The organism is Novosphingobium sp. B1 (assembly GCF_900176395.1).
Taxonomy (GTDB): Bacteria; Pseudomonadota; Alphaproteobacteria; order Sphingomonadales; family Sphingomonadaceae; genus Novosphingobium.
In genome coordinates this window covers 1-16,877 of sequence record NZ_FWXL01000007.1, presented here as the reverse complement: position 1 = coordinate 16,877, position 16,877 = coordinate 1, and the positions used below count along the sequence as shown (strand labels likewise).

The 16,877-nt window shown below is 57.8% G+C and carries 15 protein-coding genes and 1 tRNA gene; 12 read left to right on the top strand and 4 right to left on the bottom strand.

Annotated features, from left to right (window positions below; genetic code table 11):
- Positions 1-28 precede the first annotated feature (28 nt).
- Positions 29-799 (top strand): hypothetical protein, encoded by a 771-nt coding sequence (locus tag B9A23_RS13455; RefSeq protein WP_084279606.1) that lies wholly within the window; start codon positions 29-31, stop codon positions 797-799.
- A gap of 4 nt (positions 800-803) precedes the next feature.
- Positions 804-1,424, top strand: a complete 621-nt coding sequence (locus B9A23_RS13450) for a MarC family protein (protein ID WP_084279605.1) — start codon at positions 804-806, stop codon at positions 1,422-1,424.
- Positions 1,425-1,445: 21 nt separating this feature from the next.
- On the opposite strand, the gene B9A23_RS13445 is transcribed toward B9A23_RS13450, so the two are convergent.
- Together B9A23_RS13445 and B9A23_RS13440 are read right to left on the bottom strand one after the other, a co-directional pair.
- A complete protein-coding gene (locus B9A23_RS13445; RefSeq protein WP_084279793.1) occupies positions 1,446-2,075 on the bottom strand; it encodes an LON peptidase substrate-binding domain-containing protein in 630 nt (209 codons plus the stop codon).
- A gap of 5 nt (positions 2,076-2,080) precedes the next feature.
- A complete protein-coding gene (locus tag B9A23_RS13440; RefSeq protein ID WP_084279604.1) occupies positions 2,081-2,977 on the bottom strand; it encodes a tetratricopeptide repeat protein in 897 nt (298 codons plus the stop codon).
- 205 nt (positions 2,978-3,182) lie between these two features.
- On the opposite strand from B9A23_RS13440, the gene B9A23_RS13435 reads away from it, so the two are divergent.
- Positions 3,183-3,257: transfer RNA gene (locus B9A23_RS13435), tRNA-Gly, on the top strand.
- Positions 3,258-3,705: 448 nt separating this feature from the next.
- On the top strand, positions 3,706-4,506 hold the full coding sequence (locus B9A23_RS13430) for an SDR family NAD(P)-dependent oxidoreductase (RefSeq protein WP_084279603.1): 801 nt from the start codon (positions 3,706-3,708) through the stop codon (positions 4,504-4,506).
- A 10-nt stretch (positions 4,507-4,516) separates the two neighbouring features.
- Here the strand turns inward: B9A23_RS13430 and B9A23_RS13425 are convergent, their stop codons facing one another.
- The gene (locus B9A23_RS13425; RefSeq protein WP_084279602.1) at positions 4,517-5,344 is read right to left on the bottom strand and encodes an SDR family NAD(P)-dependent oxidoreductase; all 828 of its coding nucleotides are present in this window, start codon (positions 5,342-5,344) and stop codon (positions 4,517-4,519) included.
- The gene (locus tag B9A23_RS13420) at positions 5,331-6,185 is read right to left on the bottom strand and encodes a TetR/AcrR family transcriptional regulator (protein ID WP_139797470.1); all 855 of its coding nucleotides are present in this window, start codon (positions 6,183-6,185) and stop codon (positions 5,331-5,333) included. Before B9A23_RS13420 ends, B9A23_RS13425 begins: the two co-directional genes overlap by 14 nt.
- A gap of 155 nt (positions 6,186-6,340) precedes the next feature.
- Between B9A23_RS13420 and B9A23_RS13415 the strand changes: the two genes are divergently transcribed.
- From B9A23_RS13415 to B9A23_RS13380, 8 genes are all read left to right on the top strand, one after another.
- On the top strand, positions 6,341-8,701 hold the full coding sequence (locus B9A23_RS13415) for a TonB-dependent receptor (protein WP_084279600.1): 2,361 nt from the start codon (positions 6,341-6,343) through the stop codon (positions 8,699-8,701).
- Positions 8,702-8,869: 168 nt separating this feature from the next.
- Complete coding sequence (locus B9A23_RS13410; protein ID WP_084279599.1) at positions 8,870-11,125, top strand: TonB-dependent receptor; 2,256 nt, start codon at positions 8,870-8,872, stop codon at positions 11,123-11,125.
- Positions 11,126-11,224: 99 nt separating this feature from the next.
- Positions 11,225-13,081, top strand: coding sequence for an AMP-binding protein (locus B9A23_RS13405; protein ID WP_084279598.1), 1,857 nt, complete (start codon positions 11,225-11,227; stop codon positions 13,079-13,081).
- On the top strand, positions 13,078-14,028 hold the full coding sequence (locus B9A23_RS13400) for an SMP-30/gluconolactonase/LRE family protein (RefSeq protein ID WP_084279597.1): 951 nt from the start codon (positions 13,078-13,080) through the stop codon (positions 14,026-14,028). Before B9A23_RS13405 ends, B9A23_RS13400 begins: the two co-directional genes overlap by 4 nt.
- A 55-nt stretch (positions 14,029-14,083) precedes the next feature.
- Complete coding sequence (locus B9A23_RS13395) at positions 14,084-15,655, top strand: acyl-CoA mutase large subunit family protein (RefSeq protein ID WP_176217991.1); 1,572 nt, start codon at positions 14,084-14,086, stop codon at positions 15,653-15,655.
- A 12-nt stretch (positions 15,656-15,667) separates the two neighbouring features.
- Positions 15,668-16,063, top strand: coding sequence for a cobalamin B12-binding domain-containing protein (locus B9A23_RS13390; protein ID WP_084279595.1), 396 nt, complete (start codon positions 15,668-15,670; stop codon positions 16,061-16,063).
- A gap of 75 nt (positions 16,064-16,138) precedes the next feature.
- A complete protein-coding gene (locus B9A23_RS13385; RefSeq protein WP_084279594.1) occupies positions 16,139-16,579 on the top strand; it encodes a hypothetical protein in 441 nt (146 codons plus the stop codon).
- The gene (locus B9A23_RS13380; protein WP_084279593.1) at positions 16,576-16,821 is read left to right on the top strand and encodes an alpha/beta fold hydrolase; all 246 of its coding nucleotides are present in this window, start codon (positions 16,576-16,578) and stop codon (positions 16,819-16,821) included. The genes B9A23_RS13385 and B9A23_RS13380 overlap by 4 nt, the downstream gene beginning before the upstream one ends.
- The last annotated feature ends 56 nt before the right edge of the window (positions 16,822-16,877 follow it).

The window sequence follows — 16,877 nt, the reverse complement described above, 5'->3', positions numbered from 1 at the left end:
GGCGCAACGCATCCGCTAGGCTGATGCGATGAAGCGCCTGATCCCCCTCGCATTCCTCGTTCTTGCCTGCCCCGCTGTCGCCCAATCTTCCCCCGATCCGCGCGGATCCGGCCGCCCGCAGCGCGCCTACGCCAATCCCTCGGCCCTGATCGCTGCCGATCTCGCCTTTTCCCGTCTTGCGCGCGAGAAGGGGCAGTGGACCGCTTTCCGCGAGACTGCTGGCGAAGCCGCGGAAATGTTCGAGGGCGGGCGCAAGCAGGTCAAGGCGTTGCTCAAGGATCGCAAGGACCCACCTTTGCCGGTCAGTTGGGCACCACATCTGGCTTGGATAAGTTGCGATGGATCGGCTGGTTTGACGTTTGGTGCCTGGCAGGGAGCCGCCGGCAGCGACGGCGAATATGTCACTGTCTGGCAGCGCCAGTTCAAGGGCAAGGTCGACTGGAAGTGGGTGCTCGACGACAGGCAGGATCTGGCGGCGCCCTTGCGCGAGGTGGACTGGGCCGAGGGCAAGGTCGCCGATTGTCCTGCACGCCAGCGTCCCGCAGGCGATCCGCCCCCGCAGCCCGGCAGCAAGCGGGGGCGCAAGGAGGGCAGCAAGCTGCCGCCGATGCGGCCACTCGCCGGAGCGATTCCGGCATCGCCAAGGGGTGATAGCAAGGACGGCCAGTCGCGCGACGGCAGCCTCGCCTGGCGCTCCACGGTCATGCCCGATGGCAGCCGCCGCTTCACGGCATGGATCTGGAAAGACGGCGCGATGAGCGAAGTGATCGCGCGCAGTTTCAAAGCGAACGGAATCTGAGGCGATGTGGCAACTTTTCCTCTCCGCCTTCGTGACGCTGTTCGTGGTGATCGACCCGCCCGGTTGCGCGCCGATCTACGCCGGCCTTACGGCCAATGCGACATCCAAGCAGGCCTTCTCCATGGCTCTGCGGGCCTGTCTGATCGCAACTGGCATCCTGCTGGTCTTCGCGCTGTTTGGCGAGGACCTTCTCGGCGCGCTGCACATCGAACTCGATAGCTTCCGCATCGCCGGCGGCATCATGCTGTTCCTGATCGCGCTCGACATGGTGTTCGAAAAGCGTACCGAACGACGCGAGGAGCGTGCCGAGAAAGTGCGTACGGCGCAGCCGCAGGTCGAGGACGTCTCTGTATTCCCCATGGCCATGCCGATGCTCGCAGGCCCGGGCTCGATTGCTTCGGTGATGTTGCTTACAGCCCGCGCCAACGGCACGCAGGAAACAGTCGTCATTCTTGGCGCGCTTGTGGTCGTGATGGTCCTGAGCTTTGTGGCGCTCGTCGCCGCCAGGCCTCTGATCCGCGCGCTGGGATCGCAGGTCGAGGCAGTCATCACCCGGCTGCTAGGCGTGCTGCTGGCAGCGCTTGCGGCGCAGTTCGTGATTGACGGGATCCAGGCGCAGTTCTGAAGGCTCTCGGATTGCGCGCTGCTATTGCAGGGTAACACGCCCGCCGTCGTCGCTGTCGCGCTTGCCGAAGAACTGCATGAGCTGAACGAGCAGTTCGCACCGCGCAGCCAGCGAATCAGCCTCGAGCAACGCCTGCTTGGCAGCGGCGTCAAATGGAGCGATCTGTGACACGCCATTGATCAGCGACATGTCGTCCAGGCGGCCAACCGAGTCCCAGTCGACCGCATAGCCCTGGGCATCGGCAAAGCGTCGCGCCTCGATTTCGAATGAGGCGCGTTCGACTGCGCTCAACGCCTCCGCCATGTCATCGGCGATCAATTCTGCCTCGATCTGGCGGAAGGGCGTAGTGACATCGAGCTCGCGGATCACGCGAAACCGCGAGATGCCTTCAAGAACGAGGTTGAAGCGGCCATCTTCCGACGCTTCGACGTCAACGATCTTGCCCACGCAACCTATGGCAAACAGCGGTGCGCCTTCAGCGGGCGATTGCGGCTGGATCATGGCGATGCGGCGGTCGCGCGCCAGCGAATCGCTCACCATAGCGCGGTAACGTGGCTCGAAGATGTGCAGTGGCAATTGCAGACCGGGATAAAGCACTGCGCCTGTCAGCGGGAAGATCGACAGGCGCGTGTAAGTGCTGCTCGCGCCCATGCCGATCAGCCGAACAGCACGGTTGAAAGCTTGCGGCGCGTCGCCGACACCCATGGATCTTCAAGGCCAGTTGCCTCGAAAATCTGCAGAAGCCGGGTCTTGGCAGCGCCATCGTTCCATTCACGATCGGATGCGATCATGGCCAGGAGCTTTGCAGCTGCTTCGTCACGTTGGCCTGCGGCATAAAGACCGTTGGCGAAGGCCAGCTGGGCGTCCATGTCGGCAGGCCGCTCAGCTGCTGCTGCGCGCAGGGCGGCGAGTTCACCTTCTTCTGGGGCATCTCCGGCGAGAGCCAAGGCCGAACGGGCCTGAGCCAGCGCTGGATCGGCTGCCAGCGTGGTATCGAGCGAATCAAGCACGGCCTGCGCCTCATCCTTTCGACCTGCCAAAATCAGCGCCCGTACAAGCCCGGCGTGCGCCTGCGCGTTATCGGGCGCGATCTCGACAATCTGGGCGAAAATGCTTGCAGCACGATCTCCGTCGCCTTCGACGAGCACTTCCTCGCCCATGGCAAGCAAGGGCGTCACGTCCTGCACCGGCTCGTCGCCCTGTACGGGCAGCTTGCCGAGGATCTGGTCGAGGTATTGCTTGAGCTGAGATTCGGTGCGGGCAGGGGTCAGATCAGCGACAGGTTGCCCCTGAAACATTGCATAGACCGTGGGGATCGAGCGCACCTGGAACTGCGCGGCGATGAACTGCTCTTCGTCGACATTGACCTTGGCCAAGACAACGCCCTTGTCGGCATACTCGGCCGCAACCTTTTCAAGCACCGGGTTCAGCGCCTTGCACGGCCCGCACCACTCCGCCCAGAAATCGAGGATGACGAGCTTCGTCATCGAAGGCTCGACCACGTCCTTGCGGAATCGGTCCACTGCCTTCTGTTCTTCGAGATTGAGCCCCATGCTGGCCAAAATGTGTCTCCGCTCGGATGTTTTCAGGTTTGTCGCACAATGTGGGAAAGCTTCGCGCTTCGACAAGGGGAATCGGGGGTTTTGCGAAAGACTTCACACAAGATGCATTTTTGGTGTTGCGCTCTTTCCGACTCACCGTTAGAGGCCCCCACACCCCAGCCGGACGGGGCACTTCCCACCGGCCAGAAACGCACGAGCGGGCGTAGCTCAGGGGTAGAGCACAACCTTGCCAAGGTTGGGGTCGAGGGTTCGAATCCCTTCGCCCGCTCCAGTTTTCGTCAGAAACTTCAACGGGTTACTCGCCTGTGACCACGTTTCTAGCTGGTTACAAACCGGCGTGACTATACCGTTGTAATCATGCTGTAAGCTCGACGAAGTGTTGTTGGTTCGCGGCAGGCTGATGTCGTTCTCCGACCCTATGGGATATTCGCGGCTGGTTCGCGCGGCAATTGTGGGTGAACGGTATTCACCGCATGTTTGCCTTGGGCTGTGATGCAGCGTCGTTTAGGCAGTTCATGCCCTCCTACCACCGTCATTCTTGCGAGTGTTTCTTCACCCGCAAGGCCGCTGCAGAAACTTCGAAATGATCTGCAGGACGGAATGAGCGGAACGACCGTTCCATTTCTGATGGTTTATGACTACATGCGTTGGAGTCTTACCGCTCAAATTGGGCGGCGAAGCATCGCAGGTGAAATGTGTGGAGTGGATCGAGGTTATCTATGGGAAAATTGACTGGAAGAGTCGCGGTTGTAACGGGCGCTGCTGGCGGAATCGGTAAGGCCTCGGCAAGGCTGTTCGCGTCTGAAGGGGCAGCCGTTGTCCTGCTGGACCTCGCGGAGTCCGTGGAAGAAACTGCCGCGCTGATTTGTCGTGAGGGCGGCGAGGCACGGGCCTGTTGCGTCGACTCCTCGCGCGAACAGATCGTCGCCGGAGTGATCTCTGACGTAATCAAGGACTACGGCAGGTTGGATGTTGTTCTCGCGAATGCGGGAATTTCCGGAGGTCTGAAATCGCTTTTCGAGCAAGATGAAGATGACTGGGCGCAGTTGCTGCGAATCAATCTGACCGGAACGTTCCTGGCGATCAAGCACGGCGCCAAGGCGATGGCCGAAGGCATGGGCGGATCCATTATCTGCACGGCGAGCATCGCTGGCTTGCGATCGGGCGCAGGCGGCCCTGCCTACTCGGCGTCAAAGGCCGGTGTGATCAATCTTGTGCAGGTTGCGGCGCAGCAGCTTTCCGGCAGCAATGTCCGCGTTAATGCGATTTGTCCGGGTTTGGTCGAGACCGGAATGACGAGCATGATTTTTGATGCGGCGCGAGACGCGGGCAAGGAGGGCCGACTTGGGCGCCTCAACCCGCTGCGAAGAGCAGGATCGGCGGACGAGATTGCGCGCGCGGCGCTCTTCCTGGCCTCTGACGACTCCAGCTATGTCAACGGTCATGCGCTCGTCGTTGATGGGGGCCTGTCCACATCGCATCCGGTCTCGCGTCAGGAATTTGGCGCAACGGCGTGCTGAAGCAATCCGTTCAGTAGGCGATGCCGCCAGCCACTTCGATGCACTGTCCTGTGATGTAGCTCGCTTCGGGCAGGCAGAAGATGAATGCCCCGCCGGCGGCTTCTTCCGCCGAGGCTGCGCGGGCGAGCGGGATGCTGCGGATTAACGCGTCTCGCTGATTCGGAAGAAAACCCACGCGGCGTTTTTCACCTTCAATCTTGATGACGCCCGTCCCGTCTTCGGTTGTGGCGGTCAGACGCGTATCAACCAGTCCGAAAGCCACGCAGTTTACGGTGATGTTCATTGATCCCCATTCCTTCGCCAACGATCGCGTCAGGCCAAACAACCCGGCCTTTGCAGAGGAATAGGCGACTTGCCCTGCGGTGCCGCGTGTGGCGGCGATCGACGCCACATTCACGATCCTGCGGCTCGCCAACTTGCCTTCGGTGCGCTCGGCATCCACTCGCTCTCGCAGGAGGGGATGGAATGCCCTGATGATCCTGAACGGCGCGGTCAGGTGAATGGCCTGCATCGCCTCCCACTGTTCGTCTGTGGTTCGGTGTACTGGTTCGTTCCACACATACCCGGCATTGTTGACGATGATATGCACATCGCCGAATGTTTCCTTGGTAAACTCCGCCAATTCTTCAGCGAAGTTCAAGCTTGTCACACTCCTGGGGAACGCGGACGCACATGCGCCCATGGCCACGATTGTTGCCTGCGTTTCAGCTGCAGCGTCAGGATCGAGGTCATTTACGACTACTTTCGCCCCTTCCTTCGCCAGTAGGAATGCGAGTTCCCGTCCGATCCCCCGCCCCGAGCCGGTGACCACCGCCACACTGTTTTCAAGCTTCCGCATTGTAGGGGATCCTCATGACTGAACAGACGCCGGCGACAACGAAGCGGCGGGTATCCGGCGTAAGCGCATCAAGGTCGTTCGAGCTGAAGGCAGGACTGCTGAAAGTCTCGACCCGACCTGTTCTGGCCAGCATGAAGATGACCGGCCCGACGATGAGTAGGGAGGCGGCTTGGCATTGGAACTCCGTTGCTTCCGGGAACCTGTCCTTTAGCCCCGCAACAAATTTCTCGGCCGGCGCATTGAAATAGCGGGCCATGATCTCCGCCGGCCAAAGCCGTGAAAAGGTTATATGGCCAATCAGCTGGAAGAAATTGCGCCAACCCGGGCCACCGTGGATGCTGCGCTCCATCGCTGGCATCATGTAGGCGTTGACCAGTGCCTCAACGAATTTTGCGCCAGAGAGGTCCGAGGTGATGGCTGCATCCATCGCCTCGATGCGCGCAGCCGCAAGAACCTCGGCTCGCCGCCTCAAGACTTCGAAGTATAGGTTCTGCTTGCTTCCAAAATAGTAGTTGACGTTGCCAAGCCGCGTTTCTGCCATGTCGGTAACGTCGCGGATCGAGACACCCGTGTAGCTCCATCTTGAGAATAGGAGTTCCGCAACGTCGAGAATTCGCTCACGAATCTTGGATGAGCGCTCCGTTACAGATGGTAAAGGAACGGTAGATGTGACCAATTCCGGTCCAGCTATAACCTCATGGCTGTCAACGCCATCTACATTCTCTAGGGTGGGAACGGGATACTCCTTCCCGAGCAACCTACGCGCCCGCCGCTGGAGCATGCGATGTTCAGCTGACTCCTCAATCGCTGGTTTCTTCTTAATTACCAACTTGCTCTCCACACCACCGCCATACCCGGATTGCGACTATCTTCCGTATCGGCAAACACAACAGGGAGCAACCGATACGGTCGTTACATTTTTGAGTTGGAACGATCGTATCATTTTGCTATGAGCTCGCCACCTGCGGTTTTCAGCAGGAATAAAGGGAGGGGTTCATGAAAACGGGAAATGTTCGCTTTTTTGCGCTTGTTTGCTACCTGCTAGCGACTACTGCTGTTGCAGAGGCCGCCAAAGCTCAGGTTGCTGACAACCAAGAAGATGAAGTTGGAAGGCGATCGGGAAGCGGTTCCGATGAAGTCGCCGAAATCGTGGTTACGGCGCAAAAGCGGTCCGAAAACCTCTCTGACGTCCCTATGTCAATCACAGCACTTTCTGGTGACTCACTGCTGCAGCGGGGAGTGCAGAGCGTTCAGGATCTTACGAAATTTACACCGGGTCTTTCTTATGTGGAGAGCGGTTCATCAGCTCCGGTATATTCCCTGCGTGGCGTTGGATTTTTTGACACGACGATCGGCGCGCGACCAGCGGTTAGCGTTTACGTTGACGAGGTGCCTTTGCCCTTCTCAATCATGGCGCAGGGCGCTGCCTTTGACCTGGAGCGCGTCGAAGTTCTTAAGGGGCCTCAAGGTACACTTTTTGGTCAAAATTCAACTGGCGGCGCGATCAACTATATCGCTTCTAAACCAGGCAGGAGCTTCAAAGCTGGCGTTGAAGCAAGCTACTCCAGCTTCAATACGATTGACTTGCAAGGATTCGTCAGCGTTCCGCTTGGTGAAACACTGGGCGTTCGAGTGGCAGGGCGCTTGCTTCGAGGCGACGAATGGCAGCGCAGTTACACGCGGACAGACGAACTCGGCGACCGCGACCTCCTACAAGGCCGTCTTATCGTGGACTGGCGCCCAGCAGATGGGGCCAAGCTAACATTAAACATCAATGGGTTCCGAGACAGATCAGACACGCAGGCTGCGCAACTTATTGCATTCATTCCGAGCAGCCTGCGACTCGCGCCTCAAGTTCCTGCGCTGGCCACATATCCGACTGCGCCGCAAAATAATCGAGATGCCGACTGGGATGCCGGAATTCCATTGGTCAAAGACAATTCCTTTTATCAAATGTCGCTAAGAGGAGACTTTGATCTGAGCGATGCCATCACGCTAACGTCGATTACCGCCTATTCTCGCTTCGACGTTGATCAGGTAACGGATCAAGATGGGACTTCATACAATAACGTGAGAACCACGGGGGGCGGTTTCAACGATTCTTTCTCTCAAGAGGTTCGAGTATCCGCAGAACTGGGGCCCATTCGGTTCATGGTGGGAGGAAATTATGCGCATGATCGCGCGATTGAGCTCAATCGTGTGGACCTTGCGTATTCGACGACGAATTTCGTCACGCAACCGTACGGTGTTCTGCCCGCCACGCTCCAGTCCTATCGCCAAATCTTCGATACAAAGGCTCTGTTCGGGAACGTAGATTGGGAAATATCGCCCACCGTTCGCGTCCATGGCGGCTTGCGATATACAGACGTCAAACTCGACTATAGCGGATGTACGAAAACCGCTGAAGCAACCGGAGCCGCAGCAATAACGGGGTTGTACAACGCCCTGCGGTCCGCACGCGGGCTAACTCCCCTCGCAACAATTCCTGTTGGTAGTTGCCTCATGGTCGATGGCGGCCTGAATCCGGGAGAAGCCACCGGGACACTGTCACAAGACAATATCTCCTGGCGCGTCGGGTTGGACTGGAAGCCCAGTCCACGAACATTGATTTATGCGAATGTGAGCCGTGGCTATAAAGCAGGCAGCGCACCGACCATTAATGGCTTGGCAATAGCGCAAGTCGTGCCTGCAGTTCAGGAATCAGTCCTAGCATACGAGGTGGGCGCCAAATTCAGTGTGCTCGACGGTGCGGCGGACATTTCTGCGGCCGCTTTCTATTATGACTACACCGACAAGCAAGTGAGAGGCCGGACTCTTGTCCAGCCCGCTTTGCTTGGTCCGCTGGAAACTCTTGTCAATATCCCCAGATCAAAAATTCGAGGGGCTGAAGCGCAGATTAACCTTCGGCCAATGGCAGGATTAAATGTAACAATTGCGGGAACCTATCTGGATAGCGAGGTGACAAGTGATTTTAGTAACTACAATATTTTAGGGGCACTTCAGCAATTTAAAGGAAATTCATTCCCATACACTCCTAAATATCAAGTCATTCTAGATTCAAGCTACGCTTGGTCAGTTTCTGAATCGGTCGATGCATTCATTGGCGGAAATGTAAATTACAGAAGCGCGACTGTTGCGGGATTTGGCAGCAACACACTGCTCGATATTGATTCATATGCACTGGTGGATCTACGTATTGGCCTTGAATCAAAGAACAAACGCTGGCGAGCTCAAGTTTTTGGTAAGAATATTTTTGATCAGTACTACTGGTCAAATGTGGCAAAATTCGTCGACAATGTTCGCCGTTATTCCGGTAGTCCAGCGACTTTTGGGGTCTCGTTGAGCTTTAGGCCCTGATCGTCTGGGTAATTCCACCGAGTATCGCTGCCCGCTCCGACTGCTTTCAGGCACCCGTCAGGCGAATAAAAATGATACGGTCGTTACACTTTTGAGTTGGAACGACCGTATCATTCTGGTAGTCATATGCGACTCGGCATAGACGCGAGAAATTTTTAGGAGAGGGAAATGAGGCAATATCACGCCTGGCAACTGGCTTTTGCGACGACGCTTCTGGCTGGGGCTTCCATTCCCGCCCAGGCGTGGGCACAGGATGCCGCTATTCAACCGCAAGCAGATCAAACTGCGGATGAGGACGCGCCGGTTGGCGAGATTGTTGTGACGGCGCAGCGCCGTTCAGAATCGCTCATGTCGGTGCCGCTGGCGGTCAGCGCGCTGTCTGGCGATGCGCTTTCAAGTCGCGGCATCGCTCAGCCGACTGCGCTTGGGTCTATCGTGCCCAACCTTCAGGTCAACGATTCCACTGGCGGTGCCGAACCGAACTTTACGCTCCGCGGTGTCGGGCTTGGCAACGATTATTCGTCGAACCAGGCGTCTCCGGTCGGTGTTTATGCTGATGACACCTATATGGCATTTCGTGCCACGCACGGCGGGCAGATGTTCGATCTGGAGCGCGTCGAGGTGTTGCGCGGCCCGCAAGGCACACTCTTTGGACGCAATACGACCGGCGGCGCGATCAATTTCATTACCCGAAAGCCGAGCCTGTCCAGCGCAAATGGCTATGTCGAATTGGGTTATGGCAATTACAACGATTTCCGTGCTGAAGGGGCCGTTGAGGGAACGCTTGTCGAAGACAAAGTCGGCATCCGGGCCGCTGTTAGCTACGATCGCCATGATGGTTACGTTGACAACGTCTTTCCGGGCGCGAAAGACCTTGCGTCGGCAGACAATCTGCGAAGCCGACTTTCGATCAGGCTGAAGCCATCGGAGAATCTGGATATCAACCTGCGCCTGTTCGCAAACCGGGCGCGACAGATCCAGCCAGGCATTATCGCCATCGGCACGGGAGCGAATGGTGCAAACCCGATCAGCGGCTATGCCAGGGGAAATCTCGGCTTCTACCAGATCAGTTCTGACAATCCGCACCAGAACAGCTCGAATACCGAAGGTGCTGCGCTCTCTATCAAGCTTGGCTTGTCCGACTCGTTGACGCTGCAATCGCTGACGTCCTACGACACTGCCAAGTCATTGTTCGGCCAGGACGTTGATGGCTCGCCGGTGAAGCTCCTTGAGACGGTTTTCGATAGCAAGTACAAGGAATTCAATCAGGAGCTACGGCTCGTTTACGACAGCGGAGCGGTCCAAGCGCAGGGCGGCGTTTTTTATGGGCGCGACCGCGTGTCGATCAACAACAAGTACATCCTGTTGGCGTTTCTTGGCGATCTTGGCGTTCCGGCCGATCCGAACCTTGTCGCAGGCGGTGCGACTATCGATCAGGGCTACACGCAAGTCCGCATCTCCAAAGCGGCTTTCGGTCAGTTTGACTGGAAAGCTACGCCATCGCTGACGATCACACTTGGCGCGCGATACACCGAGGACATTGCCAAGTATGAAAATGGCACCTCGGTTGTTGGAGACTATGACTTCACTCCGATCGTTCAGGTTATCGGCGCGCCGGGCGCGCCACTCGAACGCAGGGGGAGCAACCGGGCTTTGACCGGTCGGGCTGCGATCAGCTACAAGTTTGACGGCGGACCGTTGGTCTATGCCAGCTACAGCCGCGGGTATCGTGCGGGGACTTTTAACGGATCGGGTTACCTGAGCCCGACCCAGATCGACTTTGTCGCGCCGGAAAAGGTCAACGCCTACGAAGCTGGCATCAAGGGGCGCTTCCTTGATGGAGCCCTCAGCCTTGCGGCAGCCGGTTTCTACTACGACTACACCAACCAGCAAATTCAGGACCAGATCGGGCCTGTGGCGTTCCTGCGAAGCGCTGGCGCATCAACGCTGAAGGGTTTCGAAATCGAAACAACGATGCGTTTCTCGCCGCAGGTGTCATTTACGGGCAGTGTCGGATATACGGACAGCAAGTATGATCGGTTGACCCTGCAGAGCACGGTGCTTGACGGGAACAAGTTGCCGTTCGCTCCGTCCGTGACGGCCACCGGCCGGTTTGACTTTGTCGTCGGCGGAATTGCTGGCGGCGAGCTCACCATCAGTCCCGGCGTGACCTATACAAGCAGTCAGTGGTTTACGCCTTACAATGACGCCCTCAACTATGGCATTCTGCGTCAAGGTTCGTATGCCCTTTTCGATGCGACCGTGGAATGGAAGAACGGACCTTGGTCAGTTCGGGCATGGGGCAAGAACCTGAGCAATGAGAACGTCTATTCCTACGGCGTAAATCTGTCATCGTTCGGGATTCAATACTTCAATGTCAATCAACCACGCACTTATGGGATCGCGGTTCGTCGGACATTCTAAGCTGGCCGGCGGCGATGGACTTCAGTTTTCTGGTTCAAGTCCTTCGCCGCCAGCCGTGATTTTCGAACAGCAGCGCAGTGTCGGCCCCGCACCAGGAAGATGGATCTTTTCGACCATCGGGAAGGATTAATGGCGACAGGCACCGTGCCAGTCCACTGGAGTAGTGACATGACGGAGTTCTCGGGCGCGCGAAGTCTGCGCGAGCGTGTCGATATGGTAGCGGAATCGCTGAGCAAGACAATTGCGATTACCTTTTCCGAGAATTGTGACGCGCCCGAGACCCAAATTACCTTCCGCTCGTTCGCAGTCGACGTCAGAAATAGGACCTCTGCGCTTCTGCGCAGCGGGGTTGCACCGGGTGATGTCATCGGGGCATTCATGCCGTTGACCCCGGTATCCTACCAGACTTTGCTGGCGGCCATGGTCGTTGGGACCGTTGCCCCGCTCAATTACCTGTTGGAAGCGGAAGCACTCATAGATCTTCTTCGGCAGGTCAAGGCGTCTGTCCTTCTGACATCGGCGACCGCAGCCGAGGATCCGACCTTTCCGGGCAAAGTTGCCATAATCCGCAACGCTTTGCCCGACCTTAAGGTTGTCGTGTTCGGCGATGCTCAGATAGCTCCCGGAACGGTCGAACTCGACGCACTCATGTCGGAAACTGGTGAGGACTGGCCTGATGGTCTGCCCAACGATACCTGCCGCAATATGGTCCTGATGCTGACCGGTGGCACCACCGGAAAGCCCAAGATCGTCCCGCATACTGAAGCGATGTACCTGGCGCTTCTCGAAGCGGGTGCCCATGCACAAGGCGCCCTCAAGGGCGAGCGAATGCTCAGCGCCCTGCCACTTTTCCATACGAGCGGCACACTCAATGCCGGACTGATTCCGCTGATGGCGGGAGCATCTATCTTCATCCCATCGGCGAGAGGATACCGTGATCCTGACGTAGCAAAGCGTTTTTGGGAGCTCGTGGAACGCTATCGCATTACGCTGGGCGCAGCTGTCCCCACCGCACTTGCCGCCATAGCGTCGAATCCGCCGACCGGGCCAGTGTCTGGATTCAAGCACATTCTGACCGGCGGTGCGCCACTACCGCAGGCAACTGCCGAGGCGATCAGGGAAAGCACAGGGGCCTTCGTTGTCAATGGCTGGGGCATGACGGAAACCTGCGGGTTTTCCGTCCTCAATCCTGTCGACAATCCCCGCATTGAGACCGTCGGGGTTCCGTTCGACTGTATTCAGGCAGAGGTAAGGCTGCCTGCTGCGGACGGCAATTTGACTGTCCAGGCCGGAACCGACCAGATCGGAGAACTGGTTGTTCGTGGTGCGACCGTCATTACGCACTATCTCGATGATTACCCCGATGCATTTACGCCCGATCGGTGGCTCCGTACCGGCGATCTGGCCCGCATTGACGCTAATGGGCATCTGACGATTACCGGACGACAGAAAGACATCATCATCCGTGGTGGCCACAATATCGATCCCGAAATCATCGAGGGTCCGGCCTACCGTCATCCGGCTGTCGAACTTGCTGCCGCGGTCGGTCGGCCTGACAGCTACGCTGGGGAAGTGCCAATCCTGTTCGTGCAACTGAAGCCGGATGTCCGACTGGAAGAGAGCGAGTTGCTCGAATTCGTTCGGCCATTGATTGTCGAGCGCGCGGCGATCCCCAAGTCCGTCCATATTCTGGGCGTCATGCCTTTGAGCGGTCCGGGAAAGATCTCCAAACTTATCTTGCGACGGGAGGCTGCCCGGCAAGTATTTCAGCATGAAGCCGACGCGATAGCGGGCAGTGGCAAGATCGCCGTTTCGGTCCACGACGACGCGCGTCATGGCATCGTCGCGGAATTGCGCGGAGTGAACGAGATTCCCGAATCCGTTCGCAAGGACATTGACGAAAAGTTGAAGCAATATTCCATCGCAGCGCGCTGGGCAGAGGGAGTGACATCATGAACATTGCCGAATTCAAGCTGTCGGATCAGGATTTCGGAACCTATGGACAGGGGTTGCAACGTCCCGAATGCGTCTGGATCGACAGGGACGGCATTTGGGTTTCCGATGCGCGCGGAGGCGTCGCTAATGTGCCGGAGCAAGGAGAGCCGCAGCTATTGGGACACGGCATCCTTGAGCCCAATGGCTACAGCCGCAGGCCTGACGGTAGCTTCGTGGTTGCCGGACTAGCCGACGGCGCTCTGCACCTGATTTCAGCCAGCGGTTCGACCCGCACTCTGCTCGACAGCTATCAGGGCAATTCTCTTGGCACTGTCAATTGTGCCTGGGCGGACGGTCCTGATCGAATTTGGCTTTCGGTGATGTCACGCAGTCTGCCTTGGCACTCTGCTTTGGCGCGCGATCAGAAAGATGGCTACATCCTTCGCGTTGAAGACAACGGGAAGCGTTGCGAGATCGTCGCTGATGGTCTGGACCTGACAAACGAAATCAAGGTCTCGCCGGACGGATACCATCTTTATGCGGCCGAATCACTGGGCTGCAGAATTGTCCGCTTCCCGATCAGGTCCGATGGTTCACTTGGGGACAAAGAGATTGTCGGCCCGGACAGCCTGGGCTGGGGCGCATTCCCCGATGGGTTCGCATTCGATCCTTTCGGAAACATCTGGGTGACGATCGTAAGTCAAAACGGTCTGTCAGCGATCGACCAGAACGGCGATCTTCACGTAATTTATCGCGATGCGAACGAGGAGGCTGTAAACGTCATGGCCGAAGGAGTTGCGCAGCGAAATGGCCATGTCGAGCAGTTCGCTGCCTGTGCCGCTGTTTCCGGGCCGTTGAAGCTGCCAACCAGCCTGGCGTTCGGTGGGCCGGACGGCAGGACCGGTTTCATAGGCTCGCTGCCGATGCCGCACCTGGCAACGTTTCGTTTGCCAGAAAGCCTGACCTGATCCTCCATCGACGCGGCATTGCCTTGCCCCATCTTGCGCAACAGGAGCAATAGACTTGAGTATTATCACGCGATCTGGACTGCCTTTGAAAGATTTTTACGGGGCCGATGATGGCAAGTCGGAGAGGCCGGGGCAGTTCCCTTTCACAAGGGGGCGCATGGCGAATGCTCACGCAACCGGAACCTGGATTCAGCGAGAACTGAGTGGTGAAGGCGACGGACGGCGTTCGAACGAACAGATCCATTACCTCCTCGAACATGGCCAGACTGGCATTGATGTGATCGGGGATGCACCGACGCAGTCGATGCTCGATCCAGACAATCCCCTCGCGCGTGCAGCGGTGGGAACCCAGGGCGTGTCTTTATGCCGCAAGCAGGACTATATCGACCTGTTCAAGGGCGTGCCCTTCGCTAGCACTTCGATCTCCAGCTCTGTTCCGGCGATCATGTCATTGTCGGGATTGGTCCTTGCCGCGCGGGAGGCCGACTTTCCAATCGACAAGCTGCGCGGCTCGGTTCTGCAACCGCCACTGTATGTTGAGGACTGTTCCTACGCATTCCATCTGCCGGTCGAGTTCCGGGTCCGGCTATCATTGGATTGCATGGAATACTGCGCGCTGCACATGCCCAAGTTCCACTCCTACATCGAGGACACTTACTTCTTTAGCGAGTCCGGCCTTTACCCCGTCGAGGAAATGGCGCTGGGCTTCCTCCAGATCAGGCATCTTACGCGATTGTTGATTGAGCGCGGCGTGCCAGTGGACTCCTTCGCTCCGCGTATCGCCATCCTCGTGAATTGCGGGATGGATTTCTTCGAGGAAATTGCAAAGGTTCGCGCCACTCGCCGCCTTTATGCGAAAATGATGCGCGATGAATTCGGGGCCGCGAACGAGCGATCTCTCTCTGTCGCGATCAGCAGCCATACTTCCGGCCTTTCGTTAACCGCCCAGCAGCCTGTGAACAACATCGTGCGCGGCACGCTTCAGGCGATGTCGCTGGTGCTTGCCGGCGTCCAGGCTTTGGAAATTTCGGCCTTTGACGAGGCCTACCGCACGCCCAGCAAGGAAGCTCATCTCGTCGGGCTGAGGACACAGCAGATAATCGATCTGGAAACGGGCGCAGCACGCATTTCTGATCCTCTGGGTGGTTCCTATTTCGTCGAGCAACTGACGGATGAAATGGAACGCCGGATCGTCGAAAAGGTCGCGGAACTCGAAGCACTCGGCGATCCAAATGCACTGGCGAGCGGCGGGTATTTCCGTCAGCTCTTCCACGATGCCATGGAGCGCGGACAGCGGCGTGTCGAGACAGGCGAATTGCCTGTTGTCGGTCTCAACCTGCTGCAGATTCCTGATGAAGATGACACGCTTCTCAAGGAAGTCACCACCAGCAAGATCGAGACCTGGCACAGTCAGACTGAGCGCATTGAGCAATTCAAGATCACCCGGAATATCGCCGGCGCGAAGGCTGCGATGGAACGGGTAACTGCAGCAGTTGGAACTGGTGAAAATCTCGTTCCGGTGGTCATCGCCGCGCTCGACGCCGACGCGACGGTTGGAGAGATCGTTACAACTATGCGTCGCGCACTCAACATGGCGCCCGACATTTTCGATTCCCCCTTGCCCTGAAGGTCTGATGCAATGGCGCAGGAAAAAATCTCCCTTGCCGTGATGGGCATGGATCAACACGAAAACGGCGTTATCGCTGTCGGCCGCATCCTGCGCGAAGCGCAGATGAGTACGGCCTATCTCGGCAAGCTGCTAAGTCCAGGACAGGTTGTCGATGGCGCGCTCAGTCACGGAGCGGACGTTATCGGCATTAGCTGTCATTCGTGGGAATATCTCACACTGGTTCCGCAGCTGGTCGAGGAGTTGCGCAGCCGAAATCTGAACATTCCAGTCATGATCGGCGGTTCGGTCGTCACCGCTGACGATGCCGTAAAGATGAAGAATCTCGGCGTTGCCGCAGTCTTTGGTGCAGGGGCACGCGATGACGAAATCGTCGATGCAGTCAGGAGCCTGGCCAGAAAGACCTGAGGCGGAGCTCGCTACTCCACTTCTGAAAAAATGGACCACTAGCCCAATAAGTCCGCCGGGAAAGAGGATCGAATCATGAGCAGATTTAAGGATGAGAATTTCCTCACCCGGCTGGTGCAGGCAGTCAACGCGGACGCTCAGTTCGGCGCTGCCACCGAATGGTTTGACGGTTCCGTATTGCTCGACGACGGCAGCGCGAACTGCTGGCTAAAGATCTACAATGGGGCGATCATCGACCGTCGGCCTCACATGCCGCCCATCGGGTACACCTTCAAGATTTCCGCGCCGGGCTGGGCCTGGGATGAACTGGTCGGCGGAACACCCTTTACCGACCTACTGATGGGCGGCAAGCGACGGTTCGCGAGCCCGGAAGACATTGTCGACGGCGCCAACATGACCCCGGGTATCTTCGCTATAGAGGGTGACATGATGACGGCTTTCCGGGTGATCGAAGCGATCTACCTGATGACGGACCACTACCGGGAAACTGCAAGATCACTGGAGGCCGCGTCATGAAGTCCACCGAAGACATCGTCGGCCGCTATCTCCGCGTAGACGGCACCAGGGTTCATTATGACGAGCTAGGCGAAGGAACGCCGCTCGTCCTGATCCACACGCTTTATGCCTGTTCGCTCGAATGGACCAGAATCATGCCGATGTTGGCCGAGCGCGGCTTTCACTGCGTGGCGCTTGATCTACCGGGGAATTCAAGGTCCTATTGTAGATTTCCGCTGAGAATTGACCCGGTAGGGGCATAAATTTCCACTGAGAATTGACCCATGTTTGAACCCGCCCCTGGCTGACCAGTCTGGGG